Here is a 21291-nt window from a genome sequence, read left to right on the forward strand (position 1 = left end):
CCCCTTCCCAGCCACGTGCTCTGGCACGCATAGGCCACTGGCGGTACCGCCCAGGTGTTTCCGGCCTTCGACTCGTCGGAAGATCGTCCCCTGCATCGAGCGGACGGTTTGCCCCTTCAAGGACCTAATCGCTCGACGGCAGGGACGTGCAGCGGGGATAAGTCCTCACCCGTCAGTTGACCCCCACTCTTCAAAGTCCTCGAACAACCAGTCCATCGTATCCACGCTGTCATCGCCGTGCACAACCGTGCGTGGAGCGAACTGCTGGTCCGATCGAACGACTCCCGCGATGAAGTAGGCACCCTTGCCCAGATCAAGGTAGTGCCTGCCTGCATCGAACCGAATCGCATGGACGTTCACGCCCGGATGGAAGTCGACAACAACAGCGTTGCTCAGAACCGGTTCAACGCCTCCTCTGTCATCGGCGTGGCTGGCGACCTCCAGGCTTGGTGGCTGGAGCCATACGTCTTCTGAGGACTGGAAATATGCGATCAGGACCTGGGCGGGCTCGAGAAGCTCGACCTCGATGCCGACGCCGCGTTTGATCGCCTCCTCCCGCTCAATGCGTATACCCGACAGCCCGCGTAGCTCCCCGGCGACACGCCGCACTCGTGTGTCGGCGGCCGCGAAGACCGATGAGTTCTCAGCCACCGTGAAGGCTTCGGCATGAGTCGATACGACCCTGAACTCCGCCGGTCGGAAGCACTCCGGCGTCGTCGTCCGGTCACCACGACCGATAGGGATGGACCCCGATGCGAGCAGCTCGACGTTACGGGAAAAGTTTGCCAGCTCACGTTCGTACAGCGGCAGGCAGTCCCTCCAGTGGCGGTACATCGCACCATCCGGAAACGGCACCTTGCGCGCGCGCGTCTGCATGCTGTTGGCGTACAGGTAGGTCGTCTCGGTGATCGCGGCCAGTTTCCTAAATCGTTCCACACTCGCCTTCACCTCGGCCACCGCCGAACGCAGTGCATCGACGTTCCTAAAAATGGAGCCAACAGGTGCCTCATGATATAGGCGTACCTGCACAGCCGCTCGGATTCGGTGCGCGTAGAAGTACGCGAGCTCCGCGATGGCGCGGACGTCGCGCGAGATCGCCGCATACTCCGCTGTTCCCTTGACGCACCGTCCACTTCCGCGGTCGATGCATGCCACCGCCTGCTCGGCGTAGTACACCACGTCCTCAGCCACATCGAGCGGAGTCTCGCCCGAGTGTTCATCCCCACGAAGCTCGCGCTCGACATAGTGTTCGACGCGCTCACCGTTTGGCGCATGCGACTCCCACAAGTCGTTCCACGGACGGTACCGCCGGGCGTTGGTCAGCTGGCTCATGGTCATGCCAAGGCTGAGCGTCTGCCGATTTCCCTCCGTAATCCCGACACGCCGAACCAACAGCGGCGCGATGTTCCCGATGGCCTCCAACGCGTCGAGCACACCCGTGGCGGCTTCCGTATCTGCGAACCGTCCGACGAGCTCGCCAACCCAGTACGCATGTTCCGCCGCAACGTCACGATCACACTTCCATGCGTATCGATGCCACGCGGCAAACCAGATCCAGTCACGATCGATCTGTTGTAGCCGTGGATCGGCGCGGTCAGGAGCATCTGGCCAGTCCCAGTAGAACAGCGGATACAGGTGAAGACCCCGTGCACTCAAACGATGTCGCATCGCCTGCACGCAGCGCTGAATGAACGACACCGCGCCGTACCGAAAGGGCTCAAGGTTGGCGAGAATGTGAACGTTGACGATGTGGATGTCAGTTCTCGCGCTCAGGGCACGATGCCGCTGTTGCCAGCGACCGCGGGGAGTCCAAGTGGTGAGGGACTCGCCGTTGTATTTCGCCATTGTCCACAGGCGAGGATACAAGTTTCGTGCCTGCTCCAGAACTGGCTGGAGATCGATGGCATGCGCGCGCAGAATGATTGGCGGGGGGTCGTTGATCTCGGCAGCAGCCAAGCCGTCGTTGATGCCGGCAAGGATCGTGTCCACGAACCACTCCGCACCGTAGAGATCGCCGTGGAGCGTTTCCCCGAGACACACCATGAGACCGACCTGAGGAAATGCCCTCACGAAGGCCGCGAGCGACTTCCTCGTATAGTCACTCACCATCGGGCTCGGCCGGTTCTGGAGGAGGGGCAAGCCGTGCTGCTCGGCGAACGGTAGCGGAATGTGGATGTTGTAGAACTTCAGTATCACGCCAATGCCGCGCCGATCGGCCTCCGCAGCCAGCCAGCGCAGGTGGGCGCGATTGTCCTGCAGCTCAGCAGGAGTGACTTCCAGGGCTTCAGGATACTCCTGCAGGCTGACGAACGACGAGAACGGATGGCCGCTCCAGATGTACAGGACATTGGCACGATGCTCCAGCAGGATGTCGAGAAACTCCAACCATCCGGCCCGGTCGTAGAACCATGGGAAGCGCTCACGAGTGACGGGATATTCGTAGGTTTGGCGAGGCGGCTCGATAAGCATCTTCTGCAATCCCACTGCGGGCCCACGAAGCGCGAAGTCGGGCGTCTCCCCGATCGCCAGGTTCCGCGGAATCTCGCCTCGCTCGCGCACGATCCGCGCCAGCTCCTGGCAACCGTACAGCACTCCCCTGTCATTGCCGCCCGTGACCGCGACGATCCGCCCGGGCAACGCTGCCAGATAGTACCCGTCATCCGACGGCGCTCCGGAGTGGTACAGCAGCGTCTCGTCCGCTTCAAGCTCGGCCACCAACCCAGACGATCGTGAGCCGACGAAGACTCGAAGGCCCGTGCCCGGCATCCGATCTCCTGCCCGCCAGGACGCCTCCGTGATACTGACCTTAAGTCCACCATCCACCAGCGCCTTCGCGAGGAGCTCAACCCCGAACCTCACGCACGGAGCCGCATCTGATAGATAGCCGATCGTCACGTTGGCCATGGCTGAGCTCCCTTTGCGCCGACCGCCGAGCTACGACGTCATGAAGTACTGCTCCGGGTTTGTGGGACCTGGCGTGGGATAGATGAAGGAGTCGGGCATGGAGTCCGGAACGTTGTGAACGTTGTTCTTCACGATCCCGTAGCCGCCGACCGGCAGGCTTATCCCGATTGCCCAGAATGTCTCGGCCGCGATGTCAAGGATGCGCTTCATGAGTGCCCGTCGCGCCGACTCATCCGGCGTCCGCTTGATCTGATCGTAGAGCGCGAATTGCTGCTTGGCCGCCGTCCCCGCGGGTGTGGACGCATCGGGCTCCATGCCATCGTTGCCGCCATTCAGGTACCACGTCGCCCACGGAGTCGCGAACGCTGATGCGCTCTCGTTGACGGGTAGGTACCACCGCGGGTCCAGCCACGCGTCCTCCGCCCCGCCGTCGCCTGAGTCCGCGCTCCCTTCATGCTGGTTGGAGATGACCCTGGTGAACTTCAGTCCACCGTCGACGGAACCCACCTTGATGTCGACACCGACCTCGCTCCAGTAGTCCTTGGCGAAGTTCAACGCACTGACCATCTGCGGCTCCTCCGCCTTGACCAGGATCGTCGCCGTGAGTCGCTGCCCGTCCGGCCCGAGTCGGAATCCGGCGCCGTCGCGACGGTTCAGCCCGGCGCGGTCAAGGTGCCGGGCCGCCAGCTCCGGGTCGTACTCCGTGTACTGCGCGGCGAGTTGCTCGTGATAGAGGCTCGACTCCGGGCGAGGAGCGCCCTGCCACGGCTTGCCCTGTCGCTGGTAGACAGCGTTGATGATGTCCTGTCGATCGATGGCGTGCGACATACCGATGCGGAAGTCCCTGTTGTTGAAGACCTGACGCTTGATGGGATCCTCAACGGTGAGGTTGAACGCGACCATGAGGGTGTTCATCCACGTCGAGGGTGCGTCGAAGAACCGGTAGTCCCCGCTTTCTCGCTCTCTGGCGAGGACGGGCTTGTTGCTCGGAGTGTTGAAGGTCCGCACCTGCATGTCGATGTCGCCGTGCAACGCCTTGAGCAGCATGGCTTCCGCGCTGTTGATCATGGTGAAGACGGCACGATCGATATACGGCAGTTGCCGACCGTCTTGATCTACCTTCCAGAAGTAGGGGTTACGCTCGAGGACGATCCGATCCTGAGTCGACTCGGCGGTGACCCACGGATTGAGCGTCGGAAGCTCGGGGTTCTCCCACCCTTCGTCCTTCTCGCCGATGAGCGCCACCCAGTCCTCGAGCCCTTCTTCGGCAGCGAGCGAGTTGGCCTCGGGATTGTATTTGAGGTGGAATGTGCTCAGGTAGTGCCTAGGCTTGATCAGACGCATGCCGAAGCTCGACGCGAGTTCCTTGATCAACAGAGCGTTCGACTTTGGCAGTACGAGACGCACCGTGTGCTCGTCGATCCTTTCGGCGCGGATGGGATCTGTTCCACCGAGTTCCTCGTTGGCGAGCAGATCGTTCTGAGCGAAAACGATGTCGTCTGCGGTGAACGGCTCGCCATCGGACCATCGAAGGCCACGTCGCAAGTGGAAGACATACGCGGTCGCATCCGAGTTGACCTCGAAGCCTTCCGCAACGTTAGGAACAACCTTCGTGAACTCCAGATCCCACCGGACGAGCGGCTGGTAGCCCACAGTTCGGTCAAGCCACGTCTGGTCATCGGGTCCCAGAATGGCGGAGTTCCAGGTGCCTCCATACACACCTGGCCGCTCGGTCGTACGCACGACAAGAGGACTCCCCGGCAGCCTCTCCCGCAGGTGGGGCAATGTGCCCTTCTTGACGCGCTTGGCCAGCACCGGCGCTTCCTTGCTTGCACCATCGGTGCGCTGCGCGGGCCGGTCAGACGGGCGGGTGTCGAGCATCTGGCAACCCGTCACACCTGAGGCGGCGAGAAGCGTTCCCGTCGATACAAGGAAGGCGCGCCGGGTCGATCGAGACAATGACACCATGCTTGTCCTCCTCACGAGATCTCGCGGTCTGCCAGCCGGGCCGGAGCTAGTTCCGAGCCGTGCCCGAACGGACGTACGCGACGTGTTGCCACATTAGGAAAGCTGCTCACACACCGGCCAGAGACTGCTTTGCTACGTGCTAGGACAATCTTGCGTCGTCTTCTCCGCGGAGTGCGCCAGACGCCGAGGAGGGCGCCACACGGAAGGTCTTGAAGGGGAATGCATAGTTCACTGGTCCGCGGTGCGTCGAGGGCAATCGACACCAACAGTGGAGAGGACTTCTGGTCCGATATCGCCTTGGTCGCGCTCCGCGGCAGTCTCCACGTGTGCGATCCGACGTGGCGCCTCGAGCCACGTGTCCGGCCGAACCATCAAGTCTGGCTCATCGTGTCCGGATCCGGCTGCCTCACCGTCGCAGGTACCGATCACCTCTTGCAGAGCGGAGCCGTCGCATTGGTACCCCAAGCCGTACCTCACTGGGCAGAACACGACCCTCGGTCGCCACTTCAGTGCTACGTGCTGCATTTCGAGGCCAGAGTGCTCGGAGCACACGCGCCAGGCGCCCTGGCGGCGCTCCCGCCGCTGCTGTGGCCGGAACCGGAGGTCATGAAGGAACTCCTAGCGGCCGCAGCCACAATGTGTTACGAGGTGGGCCAGCGTTCTCCAAACCACGTTCTCCTCGCGAATGCGGCCATCACGCGGTTGTTTGGCCTCCTGTGGTCGGTGGAGTCGGCGCTCCGCCGTCGTGGAGATGGCTCACCAACGTTGCCCGGACATACCAGATTGTCGCCAGTTCTCGCCTACATCGCGGATCACTTCTCCAGCCCGATCACCCTGGCTGAGCTTGGGTTGGTCGCCGGAGTGACCCCGACGCACCTCTGCCACCTCTTCCGCGACGCCGTCGGGCTATCTCCGTTCCAGTATCTCCAGCGCTACCGGATGCGGCGTGCCAGGAACCTTCTGGAGACTACCGACCTCGTGGTTGCTCACGTAGGTCGCCGCGTAGGTTTCGCCGACCCCGCATACTTCAGCCGCGCCTTCCGTCGTCTCGAGGGTATGACGCCCAGCCAGTACCGCGAGCTGAATTCCACCCTGGCGACCCCGGATCTGACACCGGGACCCTGAGTCCTCACCGGACCAACGAGAGTGAGAGCCGCGCCAGCACTATGCCGTCGACCACGACCTTCGCGCCTTCCTCGACGAACCGGCTGGGCCAGAGTCCGCTATTCATGGGCGGGTGCTCCGATCCGGTCGATGACGTCCATGACACGGTCACCCGACCAGGACAGCGGACCGGTCACCGCATCAAGGCGCGTGCGGTCGAGCTCGACGCCCAGGCCGGGACCGGTGGGAACGACCATCTCGCCACCGTCGTAGCTCACACTCTCACGAACAACATCGTCGAGGTACAGCAGCGGACCAACCGGATCACTCGCCACCGTCGCAACAGGGGCAGACGCTCCCACGTGCGCGGCCGCAGCGGTGCCGATGGACAACTCCTGTGTCGTACCCATGAGGCAGCACAGCCCAGCCGCCTCCGCGATGGCGAGAACTCGACGTGCCGGCGTTATCCCACCCAGAGCGAACAACCCGATGTTGAGGACGTCAACGGCGTGGGACGTCACCAACTCGAGTGCCCAGGGGCCGCTGTAGACGTGCTCGGACACCGGGAGGACGGCGCGATCCCGCACGTACGCCAGCCCAGCAGCATCGCCGGATCGTGCTGGCGCCTCGACCAGCTCATAGCCAACGTCTCGGGTCCGTTCGATGAAGGCGCACGCCTCGCGCGCATCCAGAAGGTTGGAGAAGTCCAGGGACTTGATGGTCAACGCGTCGCTGAACCGATCCCGCGCCCGAAGCAGAAGCTGCTCGTCGAGGCGGAGGTCATGACCCACATAGACCCGGAAACGGGAGAAGCCTGCCGCCAGCTTCGCGGCCATCAGCTCGAGGTTCTCCTCCACATCCTGCGCCGTACGCTGTCGAAATATCGGATACGCGATAGGTACTCGCTCCCTCACGCGCCCACCCAGCAGGTCGCTGACGCTGCGACCCAAAACCTTGCCGATGAGATCCCAGATGGCGATGTCGACACCGCACCTGATGACGCCGCCCTTGTCGTACAACGTGCCCGCCGGTGGGAAACTTCCCTCCAGTCGCCGGACAACCTCGTTGAGGTTCAAGGGGACTAGGTCGCCGAGCATTGCGGTTAGCGTGAGTTCCAGGTCGACGACATCGACGTGGTATCGAGGAAGATGCTGGAAGTCCGACATCTCGCCGAGACCGACGAGACCGTCGGCATCTGTGTGGAGTTCGACGATCACATGCCCGCACACAAGGCCACTCGTCCGTGGAACGTTGATCGGCGTCAGCCGGACATTTGTGATCTTGGCCATGTCAAGTCGATCGCGCGTTCATGATCGCCGGGTCGAAGCACCCTTGCACGGCCATGCCGCGATACTACGACGCTGCGAGCTGGCCGCCCACGCACTGCTTCCGGAAACGGTCTACGCTGCGAGCTTTCCACGGTGCTGGTGAGGAGGCACCATGGCCGAGCTGCAAACGCGAACCCTTTGACCGAATCATGGAGCGCCGCTATATTCTGGTAAATCGATTGAGTACGAATGAACGGCGGCGCGAGTGCTGAAGGTTTCGCGGTACTTCGAGGACTACATCGTTGGCGCCGAACGCCGGACGACCGGACGTACGCTCACCGAGGCCGACATCGTTCTGCACGCTGGCCAGACGGGTGACTGGTTCCCGCATCATGTGGACGCCGAGTGGTGCGCTACCCAGGACTTCGGCCAGCGCATCGCACACGGCACACTCATTCTCTCGGTCGCGATCGGAATGACAGCCAGCGAGATCAATCCTGTGGCGTTCAGCTACGGTTACGACCGAATCCGCTTCATCCGACCGATCTTCATCGGCGACACGATCACGGTGACGGCGAGAATCGCGGGCACACGCGATCACCCGCGCCGTGCGAATCAGGGCTTCGTTGATGAGCAGGTGATGGTGACCAACCAGCGTGGAGACGTTGTGCTCTCCCTGGTGCACATCTATCTCGTCGAGCGAAAGTCGCCAGCCCCGCCGGACGACACGCCACCGCCGGGCGGGGATTGATCATGCCGAGATCGCGTTCGCGGAGCCGCTCTCCCAGTCTCGCCGACGTCGCCGAGCGCGCTCGTGTCTCGCCATCCCTGGTGTCGCGGTTGTTGCGCGGCGATGACAGTGTCCGGGTACGTGAGGAGACTCGCCGGCGGGTGCTTGCGGTGGCGGAAGAGGTGGGTTATGTCCCGCATCTGCTTGCCCGTCACCTGCGGATGTCGCGCGCGGGTGCGATCGGGCTCATCGTGCACGAGATCAGCAATCCGATCTACGCCGAGATCATCCGGGGTGCGCAGAAGGCTGTGACCCGTGCCGGCAGTGTCCTTCTGTTGATTGACGCGGAGGTGGTCACCGATGAGGTGGCGCTGCTCGGCGTCGCCGGTGGCGGTCGGGTGGACGGCTTGCTCTGGCAGATGGCCGGGCACGCGGGTCTCGACCATGCGGTACATGTCGCGGCCCGGTATGTTCCGGTCGTTCTGGTGAACTCGCGTGCCGAACATGATCTACCCGGCGTACATCTGGACGACGAGGGTGCGACTCGGATGGCGATGGGTCACCTGTTCGATCTTGGCCATGAGCGGATCGGGTTCGTCTCAGGAGCGCCCGGCTCCGACGTGTCCGAGCGTCGCCGGGCGGCGTACCGCGCGAGCCTTGCCGAGGCGGGCATCCGCCGGCGCGCTGCTTGGGAGGTCGAGGGCGGATGGGACTCCGGGAGCGGGCATAGGGCGGCCGCCGGACTTCTGCGTCGGGATACCAGGCCCACTGCCGTCCTTGCGACCAACGCGCTCGTTGCCACGGGGGTGGTGACTGCGGCGTACGAAGCCGGCGTGCGGGTCCCGGATGAACTGTCCGTCGTGGCGATCCATGACTTGTGGTTTGCCGAACGCCTGATGCCTGCGCTGACCGTGGTGCGACTGCCGCTGATTACCATGGGTGAGCGGGCTGCCGACCTGCTTGTGTGTGACGAGCAGCCGACGGGCCCGGTCGACATCGCCATCACCGATCCGATGCCCCAACTCGTCGAACGGGGTTCAACGGCCCCAGCACCGTCCACGCCGAAGCGGCACCGCCACCGGGGGCCCAGGCGAACGGCCAGCTAGCGGGGACGCGACAAGCACATTCAAGGAGCGGCGAATGGGAGTCTTGCGTGGGATCACCTGGAACCACACTCGCGGCTACGCGCCGATGGCGGTCACCGCCCAGATCTTCGCCGATCGGCTACCTGACGTACGGATCGAGTGGGATCGGCGCTCTCTGTGGGCGTTCGGAGAGGAGTCTCTCGATGCGCTGGTGGCGGCGTACGACCTGCTGGTGATTGACCATCCCATGATCGGGACGGCTGTGCAGGCCGGCGCACTGCTGCCCCTGGACGAACAGCTCCCGCCCGCTGTCATGGCGCGGATTCGAGAGGGCGCGGTCGGCCGTTCGCAGGAGTCGTACCACTACGACGGGCATGACTACGCGCTTGCGGTCGACGCCGCGTGTCAGGTCGCCGTCGCGCGGCCGGACCTGCTCGATGCCGCCGGCGAGGATGTGCCCACCACGTGGAGCGCCGTAGTCGATCTAGCTCGCCGAACCCGTCGAGTCGCGCTCCCACTGAACCCGATCGACGTGCTCAGTGCGTTCCTGACACTGTGTGCACACCTGGGCGGACCGCTGCGCCACGAGCCGGACGGCCTTTGTCGCGAGACCGGGCTGGACGCCCTGTCGATGTTGCGGGAACTCGCGGGCCTGGTCGATGAGCCGTGCCGCTCGGCCAACCCCATCGCCACGCTGAACCGGATGGTCACGACCGACGAGATCCTCTACTGCCCGCTCCTCTTCGGCTACACCAACTACAGCAGGGAGGGGTACGCACCCCGCCGGCTCAGCTTCCACGACATCCCGTCCATTGAGGGCGAAGGTCCCCGCGGGTCGTGCCTGGGTGGGGCCGGCATCGCGGTGTCGGCCTCATCAGGGCAGCGGGATCTCGCCCTCGCGTATGCCCAGTGGGTTTCCAATGCAACGACACAACGTACGGAGTATGTGTGCGCAGGTGGCCAGCCGGCGGCTGCGGCGGCGTGGGACGACCCGCTCGCCAACGCGTTGACTGGAGACTTCTTCCGGTCCACCCGGGCCACGATTGACGCAGCCTACCTGCGGCCCAGGCATCCATCCTTCCCCGAATTCCAGACCAACGCCGCACACGTTCTTCGCGACACGCTGCTCGGCTCCGTGCCACCTGGTGCGGCGATCGACCACCTCGACCGCGGGTATCGGCAGACCTTCGAGTCCGCAGCAACCAGCCCGCCATGAGCCCCGCATGAGTAAGCGATAGGGCCGCAACTGCCAACCCATGGATCGGAGGTAGTCGTGTCGACGAAGCTTCGCCTTGCCTATCGGGAGTTCAGTGGATTCGAGAGCGCCTTCCGGCGGCAGATCTCGGCGTTTCGCGAAGCCCATTCCGACGTCGACATCGAGATTGTCGCCTATGACCTGCCCACGCTCTACCGCGGGATGGTGGAGGCCGGCGGTTGCACGTCGGGTGAATGGGACCTCTTCTTGTGCAATACCGACTGGCTGCCACCTCTGTTGCGGCGTGGCGATCTGCTGTCCCTCGAGCCATTCCTGCGGAAGCGTCCACCGGCGGACTGGCCGGATGGATGGAGCCCCTCGCTGCGCGGTCTGCAGACCGGTCCCGATGGTGCCTGTTACGGAATTCCATACCACGACGGTCCCGAAATGTTCATGTATCGCGGCGACCTGTTCGACGAGCCAGTCGAGCAGGCGAGGTTCGCAACGACCTACGGCTATCCCCTGGCTCCGCCCGAGACCTGGTCGCAGTTCCTGGACGTCGCGAGGTTCTTCACCCGACCGGACGACGAGCTCTCCGGCTGCGTACTTGCCGCCCTGCCGGACGGTCACAACAGCGTGTACGACTTCCTCATTCAACTCTGGAGCCGGGGCGGCCAATTGCTCGACGGGCGGCGTGCGGCCTTCGCCGGGAAAGGCCACCAGGCGTTGCAGTTCCTTCACGAGCTGGTCTGCGTGCACCAGGTCACCCAACCCGACCCTCGCGGGTACGAGAGCGTACGCTCTGGCGACTACTACGCCAGCGGGCGCGGCGCCATGATGTGGAACTGGAGCGGCTTCGCGGTCGTGGCCGACATGCCGGACTCGGCGATCCGCGGCCGCAACCGGCTGAGCCTCATCCCCCGAGGGGATGGACCTCGCGGGCGCCACGTGTCGCTGTCGGTCTACTGGGTACTCACGATTCCCAGCGGTTGTCGCCAGCCCGAGCTGGCCTGGAACTTCCTTCGCCACGTGGCCGCACCGGAGATGGATCTGATCACCGCACTGAGGCGGCCGAGCGGGCAGGCACCCTGCTTGCCGTCAACCAGCAGATGCGGTGGGACCAGGTGATCGCCTGCATGCGAGCGCTGGTGGAAAGCGGCTGGTACGGCCAGCTCACCTCCGGTCTGTTTGATGTCGACGTTCGTACCGACTGGAGCCTGTGGCCGTGGATGCTCGACAAGCCGCGACTGGAATACTTCTACCACTCGATCCACTACGTCGACGCGATCCGCCACGTCTTCGGCGAACCCGCGAGCATCGTTGCCTCGACCACGCGCTACCCGGGCCAGGCGGCTGCCGGGGAGACCCGGACCTGTACCGTCTACGAGTTTTCCAACGAGCTCTCCGTCACCGTACTCGCCAACCACAACAACTGGTCACACCGGCCGCGTGCGCTGGTGCGCTGCCAGGGGACTGAGGGCCAGTCCGAAGGCACCCTCGGTGTGCTGTACGACTACCCCGTGGGGCGCCCGGATACCTTCGAGTTCTGGTCGCGGAGTGCCCATCCCGATCACACGTTCCAGCGGACTTTCACCGAGCGCTGGATTCCGGATGCGTTCGTCGGGCCCATGGTGGACCTCCAGTCGGCCGTGGCCGAAGGCAGGGCACCGCTGACAAGCGGCCGCGACAACCTGAAGACGCTTCGAGCGGTCCTGGCGGCATACCGGTCGGCTGAGGAGGGCCGGCGTGTCGCGGTCACCGAAGTCGCCTCACCATTCACTGCCGGCTCGGAGGTGAACGTATGATGCTTCCACTCGACGGCCTCGTCGTCCTCGACCTCGCGCAGTACCTCGCCGGGCCGTCGGCCGCCCTCCGACTGGCCGACCTTGGCGCCCGCGTCATCAAGGTTGAACGACCAGGCAGCGGCGACGGGTCTCGACAGATGCGCCTGCGCGATCGTCAATTGGATGGCGACAGCCTGTTGTTCCACACCATCAACCGTGGCAAGGAAAGCTTGACGATCGACCTTCGTGACCCGAAGGACCATGCACGCTTGGTCGACCTGATCCGCCACACTGATGTCCTCATCCACAGCTTCCGCCCTGGTGCGCTGGAGCGCTACTCGCTGGACTATGACACGGCGGCCGCGATCAATCCTCGCCTCGTCTACGCTCACGTCACCGGATACGGCGAGCAAGGACGCTGGGCCCAGAACCCTGGGCAGGATCTTCTCGTGCAGGCCCGCACCGGGCTGACCTGGCTGAACGGTCGCAGCGACGACCCTCCCGCACCAATGGCGCTGTCCGTTGTCGACCACCTTGCCGGCGCGTTGCTCGTCCAGGGCATCCTTGCCTGCCTCTTTCGCCGCAACACCACTGACAAAGGCGGCCTGGTCCAAGTCAGTCTGCTTGAGGCAGCCATGGACCTGCAGTTCGAGGTCTTCACCGGCTACCTCAACCACGGTGGAACACCGCATCGCAGCGCTGTCTCGGCCGGGCATCCCGACATTGGAGCGCCCTATGGCATCTACCAGACCAGCGATGGCTGGCTCGCCCTCGCTATGGGTCCACTCCACCAACTCGTCCAACTCGTCGGCATCCCCGGTGACCCGATGGAAATCGCAGGGACGCCATTCACGGACCGGGACGACATCAAACGCCGGCTCGCCGACGTCCTGATCGGGCGTACAACGCAGGAGTGGACCGCGATCTTAGAACCAGCGGGCTACTGGTGCGCAGAGGTCCTGGACTGGCCAGCTCTCGAAAAGTCGGGTGCCCTCGACACCCTGAGCGTCGTCGTCACCTGCGGCGAAACGGACCGCACCTTCAGGACCACCCGCAGTCCAGTACGTATCGACGGCCAACCTCTGCCCGCCACCGGCGCTGCACCGCGCTTAGGCGCTCACTCGCCACTTCCCGGAGACGCCTGATCTGCCTACGATGTTCGAACGAACACCTGCCGAGTCCCACCACAGCGGGAGACGAGACGATGGCTGATCAGGCACCACTTCTGAACTCGAAGCAGATGGCTCAGTTCGTCGCGGCAGGGTTCCTACGATTCGACGGGGTCGTCGACCCCGCTGTGTGTGAAGCAGCAACACGTGAACTCGACAGCGGTCGACCGCTACCTGCGGCGGGCCGTCCGTTCGATGACGTCTATCCCGATAGCTCCCCATTCCGCCACATGTTGGCTACGCCGGTCGTCGCGGGCGCGATTCGCAGCCTCGTCGGCCGAGACGCGTTCGCGCACAACCACGACACGCACGTACGGCCGCCCGACCAAGGGAGAGCACAGCCCCTCCACGCCGACCAGATTGCCGACCTGCGCCCATCCCGTGATGGACACAGCGGCTTCGACCTCACGGTGATGTACTACCCCAACGAGGTGACGCTGGACATGGGCGGCACGCTGGTCGTGCCCGGGAGTCACCTCCGTCGCATCCAGGGCGCGGACATCGGCCGTTACCAGAATCTCGTCGGCCAAGTGCCCACGGTGTGCCCCGCCGGCACGGTCATGATGCTCCACCATGGCATCTGGCACTGTGGCCGTCGCAACGACGGTGACCAGCCCCGCTACATGTTCCGGGTAAGGATTCACCCCACCGTTGCACAGGTACGACTGTGGGATATCGACGACATCGACGATCCTGAGGTAGCAAAGATTCTCGGCCAACGGTTCGACTGGTACGAACTCGCCCCGGCACGCCATGAACTGATCAGCCGGACGCACCTGTGGCGCCTTCTGACCGGCGATCCGACCTTCGAGATCGGAACGCCAACACAGCGCTGAACACCACGGCACCATCGAAGAAGCTCCGAGCCATTGGATGCGCCGAACGGTCACCAAACCCAGTCAGCCGTGGCGCAAGCCAGATCGCACTGACGCAACGGCGCAGCGCCACCGGTCGGTCTGTCCTCATACATCGGGCGGAACGTACCACGGGGCCGGATAGCCGTGACGTCGTCGCCGCGCCACGTGGTCAGGAATTCCTGGCCCGCCGCACGTTCCACACTATTCCGTACGGACATGGGGAAAGAGATACTGATCCGCTCACCGACCCTCGGCGTGAGGATCCTGAGGTAGCCATCGGGAGCCCACAGCTCTGGCGTGTGTCCAGACGTCGTCGCCGTTTCGCCCGCAGGTGTCGTACGCTCGACGGTCAACTTCGCGTAGCCAGCCCACGGCGGTGTCCGGACCCGGAGCTCCCGACAGTCACCACGGATGGTGAGATCGACGCGACCTTGGTACGGCAAATGGCTCACGACTTCCACCAACCGGGCTCGTCGAGTGAGCAGGAGGTTCACCCGAATGAGATCTTCGGCGCCGGTGACGATCGCGTTCCAGGCGGTGAACAGCCCGCGTACACCGGAACCGACACAACAGGCCTGAACGTCGGCGGTGTGGCCGCGGCCGAGCGCCACGTCGGCAACGTAGTCGTTCGGAGCACCGTAACCTGCGAACGCTCCTCGGACCCGTCGACCGACGTCATAGTAGGTCACCCATCCCGGCTCGTCGCGGGAGCGGTCCGGCGCCGATTCCACCCACTCGAGGTCGTCGAGCTGGGACTCCACCAGGTGATTGCGTACGAATCGCTCAACGACCGTCCAGTTGTCTGTGTAGCCCATGCGGGCCAGGGTGACCGCAATCCCGATGAGGTCTACAAGGGAACACGTTTCGTGCTCAAACCGCTGCTCGGTCAAGTCGCCTGGCGTCCAGCCGAACGCGGTTGCCTGGGTGAGCGCCCACGTGAATCCACGCTCGACGAACGCTGTCAATGCGTGGTTTCCGGTGTGTTCGGCAAACTTGGCGATGCCGTCAAGTGTCCCCAGCCGGGTGTGCAGGTGCCCGTTGCGGTACGCCAGTGCGGCGTTGAAGCTGCCGTCCGAGTTGAAGACGCCGCTCTTATCCACAAGGAGTTTGGTGAACCACTCACACAGCTCGAGCGCGTCGGAGTTCCCAGTGGCCTGGTGATAGCGCAGGAGCGGCATGATGAGGCGTCCGCTGAACGACGCCGGATCGGGAGCCAGATGCAGCTTGGCGGCGTTCGCAGACGGCCAGCCTCGCGGCGTGTACTCCGAGGCCGGATAGAACCACGCGTCGCGTTCCTTCACAGCGATTCTCCGCAGGGCCGCGACGTGTCGGTCAGCGGCTGCCTTCACGGCGGGATCCTGCGTGTCGAGGTACGACGTCGTTAAGGCCAGGATGACCGCACGCTGGTCAATGAGGTTGGCGTTGGGCTCCCAGGATCCCTTGGGATGTCTCTGGCGATAGCTCAGGCCGTCTTCGCCGAAGAAGCTCAACAATCCCTTCTTGTACTGCTCCTCGGTCTGCCTCCATCGGCTCTGGCCAGTCATGTGCCGAGCGAGGATGGCGGCGTCGAGAAGGCGCCCGTGGCTGGAGCCATATGCCCAGTCGCCGTAACGCAGGTACGCCGGTTTGGCGAGCAGGTTCGCGCTAAAGAAGGGCAGGTGGCCATGCTCGACGTCAGCCAGACCGACGACAGCGTTCATGGCTAGTGCCGCTCGCTCCTCGAGCAGTAGTGTCGTGGGAATAGTGGTCACGCTCGCCGATCCTCCTCCTCGATGGGCCGCGGGATTCCGCTGCTAGTGCCGATGGACAGCCGTCGCGGTCGCCTGGTCGGCGGGGTAGATGTCGAGGCGCGGAACGTTGACATGTGCGGGGCGCGACACGACCCAGGCGACGGCCTCCGCCACATCGGCCGGCGACAGGGGCTTCATGCCCCGATATACCGCTTCGGCCCGTGCCGTGTCCCCGCCGAACCGCACGAGCGAGAACTCCGACTCCACCATTCCGGGAGCGACTTCACAGACCCGCACCGGTTGACCAACCAGCTCCAACCGGAGGGTGTCCATGACCGCGGCGGCCGCATGCTTGGCTGAGGAGTATCCAGCACCGCCTGGGTAGGTCTGATGCGCCGCCAGACTCGTGACGACCACGACACTGCCATTGCCGGAGCGGATGAGGGCGGGAAGGAAATGCCGAACCGTGCGGACAACGCCCAGAACGTTCGTCTCCCACATCCACCGCCACTCGTCCGGGTTCGCCTCCGCGACCGGGTCGGCCCCAATCGCACCGCCGGCACAGCACACGAGCGTGGAGCAGTCCGGTGCCGCCTTGGCGAACGCCGCGACGGAGGACTCCTCGGTGACATCGAGCGCCTGGCTGCGAGCACGGTCGGACAGCGCCTCACTCAGCTGCCGGAGCCGGTCCAGACGCCTCGCGCCGATCAGAACATCGAACCCCAGCGCGTCCAGGCGACGCGCCGTAGCCGCACCAATGCCGCTGCTGGCACCGGTGATCGCTGCCAACCTTGGGCCCACGCTATCCTCCGCGGTAGGGAGATGTTCGATCGAACGCTTCTCGTCTCGAGGTTAGGGCGAGCCTTCAGCCCTGGTCAAGATCCGTCCATGGCCGGCACCTGACCATAACGCACGCGCTCATCTTGACGCTGTGAGCCCGACACCTGCACACTCATGTTCGATCGAACAGGAGCGTGGATCAGGCCAGCATGCGTACGAACGAACGAGCGCCAGGCTCACGGGAGGACAGAGACGTGCGAGCGGCAGTCTTGGACAGCGTTGGCCAGATCCGAATCACGGACGTCCCCACACCCTCAGCCGGCCCCGACGAAGTGCTTGTGCAGATGCGCGCCGTCGGTATCTGCGGCTCTGACCGGCACGCCTTCCGCGGAGTACATCCGTTCCGCCATCCTCCCGTCGTCCTGGGGCACGAAGGCGCAGGAAGGATTGTTGCCCAGGCGGGGCCAGGAGGGCGGCTTCGCAAAGGTGACCGGGTAGCGATCATGCCCGTCCTCTCGTGCTGGGAGTGCTGCCACTGCGAAGGAGGCCTACCGCACTTGTGTGAGCGGAAGCGGGTCCCGGGCATGGGGTGGCAGGGAATGCTCGCGGAATACCTCGTAGCACCGGAGCGCGTGCTGTTTCCACTCGCACCTGAGATCAGCTATGGCGAGGGAGCAATGATAGAACCGGTGGCGGTCGCCTGGCACACGATCGGTATCGGCGGTGTGTCGCATGGCCAGTCGCTGGCCGTGCTCGGAGCAGGTTCGATCGGCACACTGGTGGCGTGCGTCGGCCGACTCCACCACGTCGGCACGCTCCTGGTCAGCGATGTGAAAGACGCCAACCTTCGCACAGCTCGCGACCTCACGAGAGCGCATACCTGCAACACTTCGCGCACCGACGTGGTCAGTGAGGGCATGGAGCTCACATGCGGCACCGGTTTCGACACCGTGGTCATCGCCTCAGGACACGATTCGTGCATGAACGAAGCTCTTGCCCTGTGTCGACCGCGCGGCACGATCGTCGTGCTGCCGATGTTCGAACGACCGCTGGCGGTGAACCTCAATCCTGCTGTCCTCCGGGAGGTGGTGATACGCGGCTCGACGATCTATCTGCCGTCCGACTTCCGCGCCGCGGTTGATCTGATCGCTCGCCGGGAGCTGGACGTGCGACCTCTTCTGGAGGACGTCGTACCGCTGGACCGAACCCAGGCGGCGTTCGAGCTGTTGGAGTCCGACGCCTCTGTTGGCAAGATGGTGATCGATCCCGCAGGTTAATTCTTACGTCAGCAAGGAGGTACATGGACGAGGTCGTGGTCGCCAGCTACCTCATCGAAAGCTTCCTCCCGATCCGGAAGGCCGCCGAGGCGCTCGCGAACGAACAATCGACGGGTACGTTCGTGCCCCTCGCCAACGAGACCCACGCCCTGCGGCAGTCCTTCGCCGCGCGCGTCCTTGACGTCCAGTCGCTGCCGCCCGGTGACCGACCCCCGCTGCCGGGCGCCGGCTACTCCACGAGCCCGACAGACCGTCCGTCGCGCGGCATCGTCCGAATTGCATTTCCCCTCCACAACTTCGGGCCATCCCTGCCGAACCTCCTGGCGGCGGTCGCGGGCAACCTCTTCGAGTTGCGCGAACTCGCTGCCGTACGCCTCCTCGATCTCGACCTTCCGAGCGCCTTCGCCGAACGCTACCCCGGCCCGCAGTTCGGAATCAGCGGCACTAGGCAGTTGATGGGCAGGGCGTCTGGAGTACTGCTGGGCACGATCATCAAGCCGAGCATCGGATTGCCTCTGGACCGGCTGCGCGCCGTCGTGCGGGAGCTCGCGCTCGCCGATATCGACTTCATCAAGGACGATGAGTTGACGGCCAACCCGCCGCACGCACCGTTTGCAGCACGGGTGGCTGCCGTCAGTGAGGAGCTCGACCGGGTCGCGCAGCACACCGGCCGCAAAGCCATGTATGCGTTCAACATCACCGACGACATAGACCGGCTGGTCGCCAACCACGACCTCGTCGCGAACTCGGGCGGAACCGCTGTCATGGTCTGCGTGAACCTCATTGGCCTGGCGGGGCTGGCCCACCTACGTCGCCACAGCGAGCTACCGATCCACGGACACAGAGCAATGGTCGGCCTCTACACTCGTGACCCACAACTGGGCATCGACTTCGTAGCCTTCCAGAAGCTGGCCCGGCTTGCTGGAGTGGATCACCTACATACCAATGGCATCGGTAACAAGTTCTACGAAAGCGATCAGGACGTCATGACCTCGATCCAGGCCGTGCAGCAGCCTCTGTGGGGTGGGTATTTCACGCTTCCCGTCCTGTCGTCCGGGCAGGTGCCCGGGCTCGCGCCACAGACGTTCGAACTTCTCGGTACGACCGACCTCCTGATCCTGGCAGGTGGCGGTATCCACGGCCATCCCGACGGACCTGCGGCGGGCGTCGAGGCGATGCGCGAGGCCTGGTCCTGCGCCATCCGCGGGAGCGATCTTGCCGAGGCTGCCGTACAAAACGGCCCATTGCGGCGATCGCTCGACACCTTCGGATACGGGTCTCGTGGCTGACCATCTGATTGCGGCCTTTTACGGTGACGACTTCACCGGCGCGAGTGATGCCCTCGGACAGTTCCACCGCTGCGGCTTGCGTACCGTCCTACTCTTCGACATCCCGGACGCCTCCAAGGTTCGTGGGTTGGCCGACAACTACGACGTCATCGGGATTGCCGGGGTGGCACGGTCCCTTCCCACGAAGCGTATGGACGCTGAGATCGGCCCTGCTCTCGAGGCACTCTCTGCAGCAAGTCCACGCGTGGTGCAATACAAGATGTGCTCCACCGCGGACTCCTCGTCACAGGTTGGCAGTCTGGGACGGGCCGTCGAGGTCGGCCGCACCATCTTCGGTGCGCGGCCGGTTCCGGTACTCGCCGCCCAACCGGAGCTGGGTCGCTACACCGTCTTCGGGCACCACTTCGCTGTGGAGGATGGCGTCGTCCATCGTCTGGACCGGCAACCCACGATGTCACACCACCCCACCACACCCATGACTGAATCGGACCTGCGGATCCACGTGCAACACCAGACGTCACTGCCTGTGGTCGGGGTAGACGTGACCGCCTACGAACTGCCAAGTGAGCAGGCACTGGCCCGGTACCGCCAACTTGTCGATCAGAAGCCGGGCGTCATCATCTTCGACGCAGTCACGAAACACCATCTGTCGCAGGCCGCCGACCTGATGATCTCGACTGCTGGCGTCGACCCCCTCTACGCACTCGGTTCAGGCGGTCTGAGCTACGCTCTGGGCTGCCAGCTGAGCACTCGACACCCCCCTGATCAGGCCGACCCGACTGGGCTCACTGATGAGGCCGCAACCCTCGCCGTCTCAGGCAGCTGCTCCGGGATGACGGGCACGCAGATCTCTCATGCCGTCGCACGAGGCTGGCAGGAGATCCGGATCGAAGTCGACAGCGCCCGTGGGGCCGACACCAGCCGACCCGCTCTCAGACGGCTACGCGATCGTCTGCTGGCCGCACTGCGGCCCGGTCGCGGGGTCGTGGTCTACGCCCGAGCACCTACCCCGAGGCCCGCCGTCGATGGCGTCAGCAGAGCTGTCGATCAACTCGCATCGATCGGGACGGTCCTGGGTCACGCCGTTCAGGAGGCAGTCGCGCACGCCGGGGTTCGGCGGATCATCTCTGCAGGTGGCGACACCTCCGGACGTGTCATGCGTCAGATCGACGCTCAGGCGGCAGAAGTCCAGCACATCCTCGGCCCCGGTGCTGTGCTGTGCAGGCTCCAGTCACCAGATCCAATGATCAACGGCATGACGATCCTGCTGAAAGGTGGCCAGATAGGGCCGCCGGATCTGTTCGAAAGGGTACGCACCGGCGCCGCCGTGCGGGACATGACGGAGGATGTCCGCCTCGCGTGGACGTGGAAAAAGTCGGTGATGACGCAATGACCTCAGGAACCGACAGTGGGGTGCAGCGGCGACACGCGATCCTCAGGCTGCTCGCGGAGTCGGACAGGCTTGACGTCGCCGAACTGAGGGAACGGTTCGACGTTTCGGAGATGACGATCCGTCGAGACCTGGCGAAGTTGGCTGAAGAAGGCGTTCTCCGTCGTATCCACGGAGGTGCCGTCCGCGCGGAGCGTTCGCCGTTCGAAACGCGGACCGTCCACCACGCCGAGGAAAAGCGCCGCATCGCGCAGCGGGCCGCCGGACTCATCGGCGACAACGAGACTGTCGGCATCGACATCGGCACCACCGCGCACGCGGTGGCACGCGCAATACGCGACCGGTCCCTGGTCGTGGTGACAAACTCGGTCAACGTCGCGGTGGAGTTCCGGGGAACCTCCAACAAGGTGTTGTTGCTCGGTGGCTTCCTCGGCGGCGAACTTTGCACGGTGGGTTCCTTCGCGACGGCAGCGCTGCGGCGGCTCCACCTGACCACCTTGATCCTCGGCTGCGGCGGACTCACCCCCGACCGCGGGCTCACCTTCTTCGACATCGAGGAGACAGAGGTGCGGCGGGCGATGCTGGATATCGCCGATCGCATCGTCGTCGTGATGGATCACTCCAAGTTCGACCACAACGAGACCGTCGTGCTCGCGCCGTTGGCCGAGGTGGACATCCTCGTGACCGATCGACGGCCACCGGAGCCGATCCGCGAGGCGTGTGACCGTCACAACGTACAGATCGTGCTGCCATGAGGCATT

General features: G+C 64.4%; 17 protein-coding genes. 12 read left to right on the forward strand and 5 right to left on the reverse strand.

Translation table 11 applies throughout. The features are described from left to right. Nucleotides 1–165 precede the first annotated feature (165 nt). Together ABN034_RS24850 and ABN034_RS24855 are read right to left on the reverse strand one after the other, a co-directional pair. Nucleotides 166–2904, reverse strand: a complete 2739-nt coding sequence (locus tag ABN034_RS24850; protein ID WP_349693386.1) for a hypothetical protein — start codon at nucleotides 2902–2904, stop codon at nucleotides 166–168. A gap of 30 nt (nucleotides 2905–2934) precedes the next feature. Beyond that, a complete protein-coding gene (locus ABN034_RS24855; RefSeq protein ID WP_349693387.1) occupies nucleotides 2935–4872 on the reverse strand; it encodes an ABC transporter substrate-binding protein in 1938 nt (645 codons plus the stop codon). Between the two features lie 219 nt (nucleotides 4873–5091). Here ABN034_RS24855 and ABN034_RS34575 point away from each other — a divergent pair, with 219 nt between their 5' ends. Further along, nucleotides 5092–5997, forward strand: coding sequence for a helix-turn-helix domain-containing protein (locus ABN034_RS34575; protein ID WP_502879093.1), 906 nt, complete (start codon nucleotides 5092–5094; stop codon nucleotides 5995–5997). 98 nt (nucleotides 5998–6095) lie between these two features. On the opposite strand, the gene ABN034_RS24860 is transcribed toward ABN034_RS34575, so the two are convergent. Continuing rightward, a complete protein-coding gene (locus ABN034_RS24860; protein WP_349693388.1) occupies nucleotides 6096–7265 on the reverse strand; it encodes a mandelate racemase/muconate lactonizing enzyme family protein in 1170 nt (389 codons plus the stop codon). A 244-nt stretch (nucleotides 7266–7509) separates the two neighbouring features. Between ABN034_RS24860 and ABN034_RS24865 the strand changes: the two genes are divergently transcribed. The 7 genes from ABN034_RS24865 to ABN034_RS24895 all read left to right on the forward strand — a co-directional run bounded on the left by ABN034_RS24865 (nucleotide 7510) and on the right by ABN034_RS24895 (nucleotide 14043). After that, nucleotides 7510–7995, forward strand: a complete 486-nt coding sequence (locus ABN034_RS24865; protein ID WP_349693389.1) for a MaoC family dehydratase — start codon at nucleotides 7510–7512, stop codon at nucleotides 7993–7995. Nucleotides 7996–7997: 2 nt separating this feature from the next. Beyond that, entirely contained in the window at nucleotides 7998–9080 is a 1083-nt protein-coding gene (locus ABN034_RS24870; RefSeq protein WP_349693390.1) for a LacI family DNA-binding transcriptional regulator, read from the forward strand. Between the two features lie 34 nt (nucleotides 9081–9114). Further along, nucleotides 9115–10275 carry an ABC transporter substrate-binding protein gene (locus ABN034_RS24875; protein ID WP_349693391.1) on the forward strand — a complete coding sequence of 387 codons (1161 nt, stop codon included), beginning with the start codon at nucleotides 9115–9117 and terminating at the stop codon, nucleotides 10273–10275. 57 nt (nucleotides 10276–10332) lie between these two features. Further along, a complete protein-coding gene (locus ABN034_RS24880; RefSeq protein ID WP_349693392.1) occupies nucleotides 10333–11382 on the forward strand; it encodes an extracellular solute-binding protein in 1050 nt (349 codons plus the stop codon). 8 nt (nucleotides 11383–11390) lie between these two features. Beyond that, nucleotides 11391–12059, forward strand: coding sequence for a Gfo/Idh/MocA family protein (locus ABN034_RS24885; protein ID WP_349693393.1), 669 nt, complete (start codon nucleotides 11391–11393; stop codon nucleotides 12057–12059). After that, nucleotides 12056–13183, forward strand: a complete 1128-nt coding sequence (locus ABN034_RS24890) for a CaiB/BaiF CoA transferase family protein (protein WP_349693394.1) — start codon at nucleotides 12056–12058, stop codon at nucleotides 13181–13183. Before ABN034_RS24885 ends, ABN034_RS24890 begins: the two co-directional genes overlap by 4 nt. Before the next feature lie 95 nt (nucleotides 13184–13278). Continuing rightward, nucleotides 13279–14043 carry a phytanoyl-CoA dioxygenase family protein gene (locus tag ABN034_RS24895; RefSeq protein ID WP_349693442.1) on the forward strand — a complete coding sequence of 255 codons (765 nt, stop codon included), beginning with the start codon at nucleotides 13279–13281 and terminating at the stop codon, nucleotides 14041–14043. A 50-nt stretch (nucleotides 14044–14093) separates the two neighbouring features. Here the strand turns inward: ABN034_RS24895 and ABN034_RS24900 are convergent, their stop codons facing one another. Continuing rightward, nucleotides 14094–15815, reverse strand: coding sequence for a glycoside hydrolase family protein (locus ABN034_RS24900; RefSeq protein WP_349693395.1), 1722 nt, complete (start codon nucleotides 15813–15815; stop codon nucleotides 14094–14096). A 42-nt stretch (nucleotides 15816–15857) separates the two neighbouring features. Next, the gene (locus ABN034_RS24905; RefSeq protein WP_349693396.1) at nucleotides 15858–16595 is read right to left on the reverse strand and encodes an SDR family NAD(P)-dependent oxidoreductase; all 738 of its coding nucleotides are present in this window, start codon (nucleotides 16593–16595) and stop codon (nucleotides 15858–15860) included. Nucleotides 16596–16918: 323 nt separating this feature from the next. Between ABN034_RS24905 and ABN034_RS24910 the strand changes: the two genes are divergently transcribed. Genes ABN034_RS24910 through ABN034_RS24925 form a run of 4 tightly spaced genes read left to right on the forward strand, consistent with a single transcriptional unit; the run spans nucleotide 16919 to nucleotide 21285 of the window. After that, nucleotides 16919–17851 (forward strand): zinc-dependent alcohol dehydrogenase, encoded by a 933-nt coding sequence (locus tag ABN034_RS24910; protein ID WP_349693443.1) that lies wholly within the window; start codon nucleotides 16919–16921, stop codon nucleotides 17849–17851. A gap of 23 nt (nucleotides 17852–17874) precedes the next feature. Continuing rightward, the gene (locus ABN034_RS24915; protein ID WP_349693397.1) at nucleotides 17875–19140 is read left to right on the forward strand and encodes a RuBisCO large subunit C-terminal-like domain-containing protein; all 1266 of its coding nucleotides are present in this window, start codon (nucleotides 17875–17877) and stop codon (nucleotides 19138–19140) included. Then, the gene (locus tag ABN034_RS24920; RefSeq protein ID WP_349693398.1) at nucleotides 19133–20533 is read left to right on the forward strand and encodes a four-carbon acid sugar kinase family protein; all 1401 of its coding nucleotides are present in this window, start codon (nucleotides 19133–19135) and stop codon (nucleotides 20531–20533) included. Before ABN034_RS24915 ends, ABN034_RS24920 begins: the two co-directional genes overlap by 8 nt. Next, nucleotides 20530–21285, forward strand: a complete 756-nt coding sequence (locus ABN034_RS24925) for a DeoR/GlpR family DNA-binding transcription regulator (protein WP_349693399.1) — start codon at nucleotides 20530–20532, stop codon at nucleotides 21283–21285. Before ABN034_RS24920 ends, ABN034_RS24925 begins: the two co-directional genes overlap by 4 nt. Nucleotides 21286–21291: the final 6 nt, after the last annotated feature.

It is taken from the genome of Actinopolymorpha sp. B11F2 (genome assembly GCF_040195635.1).
Taxonomy (GTDB): Bacteria; Actinomycetota; Actinomycetes; order Propionibacteriales; family Actinopolymorphaceae; genus Thermasporomyces.

Excerpts from the sequence above, each read along its gene's own strand:
- ABN034_RS24850 (WP_349693386.1), bottom strand. The coding sequence starts at position 2,904 with ATGGCCAACGTGACGATCGGCTATCTATCAGATGCGGCTCCGTGCGTG.
- ABN034_RS24855 (WP_349693387.1), bottom strand. The coding sequence starts at position 4,872 with ATGGTGTCATTGTCTCGATCGACCCGGCGCGCCTTCCTTGTATCGACG.
- ABN034_RS34575 (WP_502879093.1), top strand. The coding sequence starts at position 5,092 with ATGCATAGTTCACTGGTCCGCGGTGCGTCGAGGGCAATCGACACCAAC.
- ABN034_RS24860 (WP_349693388.1), bottom strand. The coding sequence starts at position 7,265 with ATGGCCAAGATCACAAATGTCCGGCTGACGCCGATCAACGTTCCACGG.
- ABN034_RS24870 (WP_349693390.1), top strand. The coding sequence starts at position 7,998 with ATGCCGAGATCGCGTTCGCGGAGCCGCTCTCCCAGTCTCGCCGACGTC.
- ABN034_RS24875 (WP_349693391.1), top strand. The coding sequence starts at position 9,115 with ATGGGAGTCTTGCGTGGGATCACCTGGAACCACACTCGCGGCTACGCG.
- ABN034_RS24885 (WP_349693393.1), top strand. The coding sequence starts at position 11,391 with ATGCGAGCGCTGGTGGAAAGCGGCTGGTACGGCCAGCTCACCTCCGGT.
- ABN034_RS24890 (WP_349693394.1), top strand. The coding sequence starts at position 12,056 with ATGATGCTTCCACTCGACGGCCTCGTCGTCCTCGACCTCGCGCAGTAC.
- ABN034_RS24895 (WP_349693442.1), top strand. The coding sequence starts at position 13,279 with ATGGCTCAGTTCGTCGCGGCAGGGTTCCTACGATTCGACGGGGTCGTC.
- ABN034_RS24910 (WP_349693443.1), top strand. The coding sequence starts at position 16,919 with ATGCGCGCCGTCGGTATCTGCGGCTCTGACCGGCACGCCTTCCGCGGA.
- ABN034_RS24915 (WP_349693397.1), top strand. The coding sequence starts at position 17,875 with ATGGACGAGGTCGTGGTCGCCAGCTACCTCATCGAAAGCTTCCTCCCG.
- ABN034_RS24925 (WP_349693399.1), top strand. The coding sequence starts at position 20,530 with ATGACCTCAGGAACCGACAGTGGGGTGCAGCGGCGACACGCGATCCTC.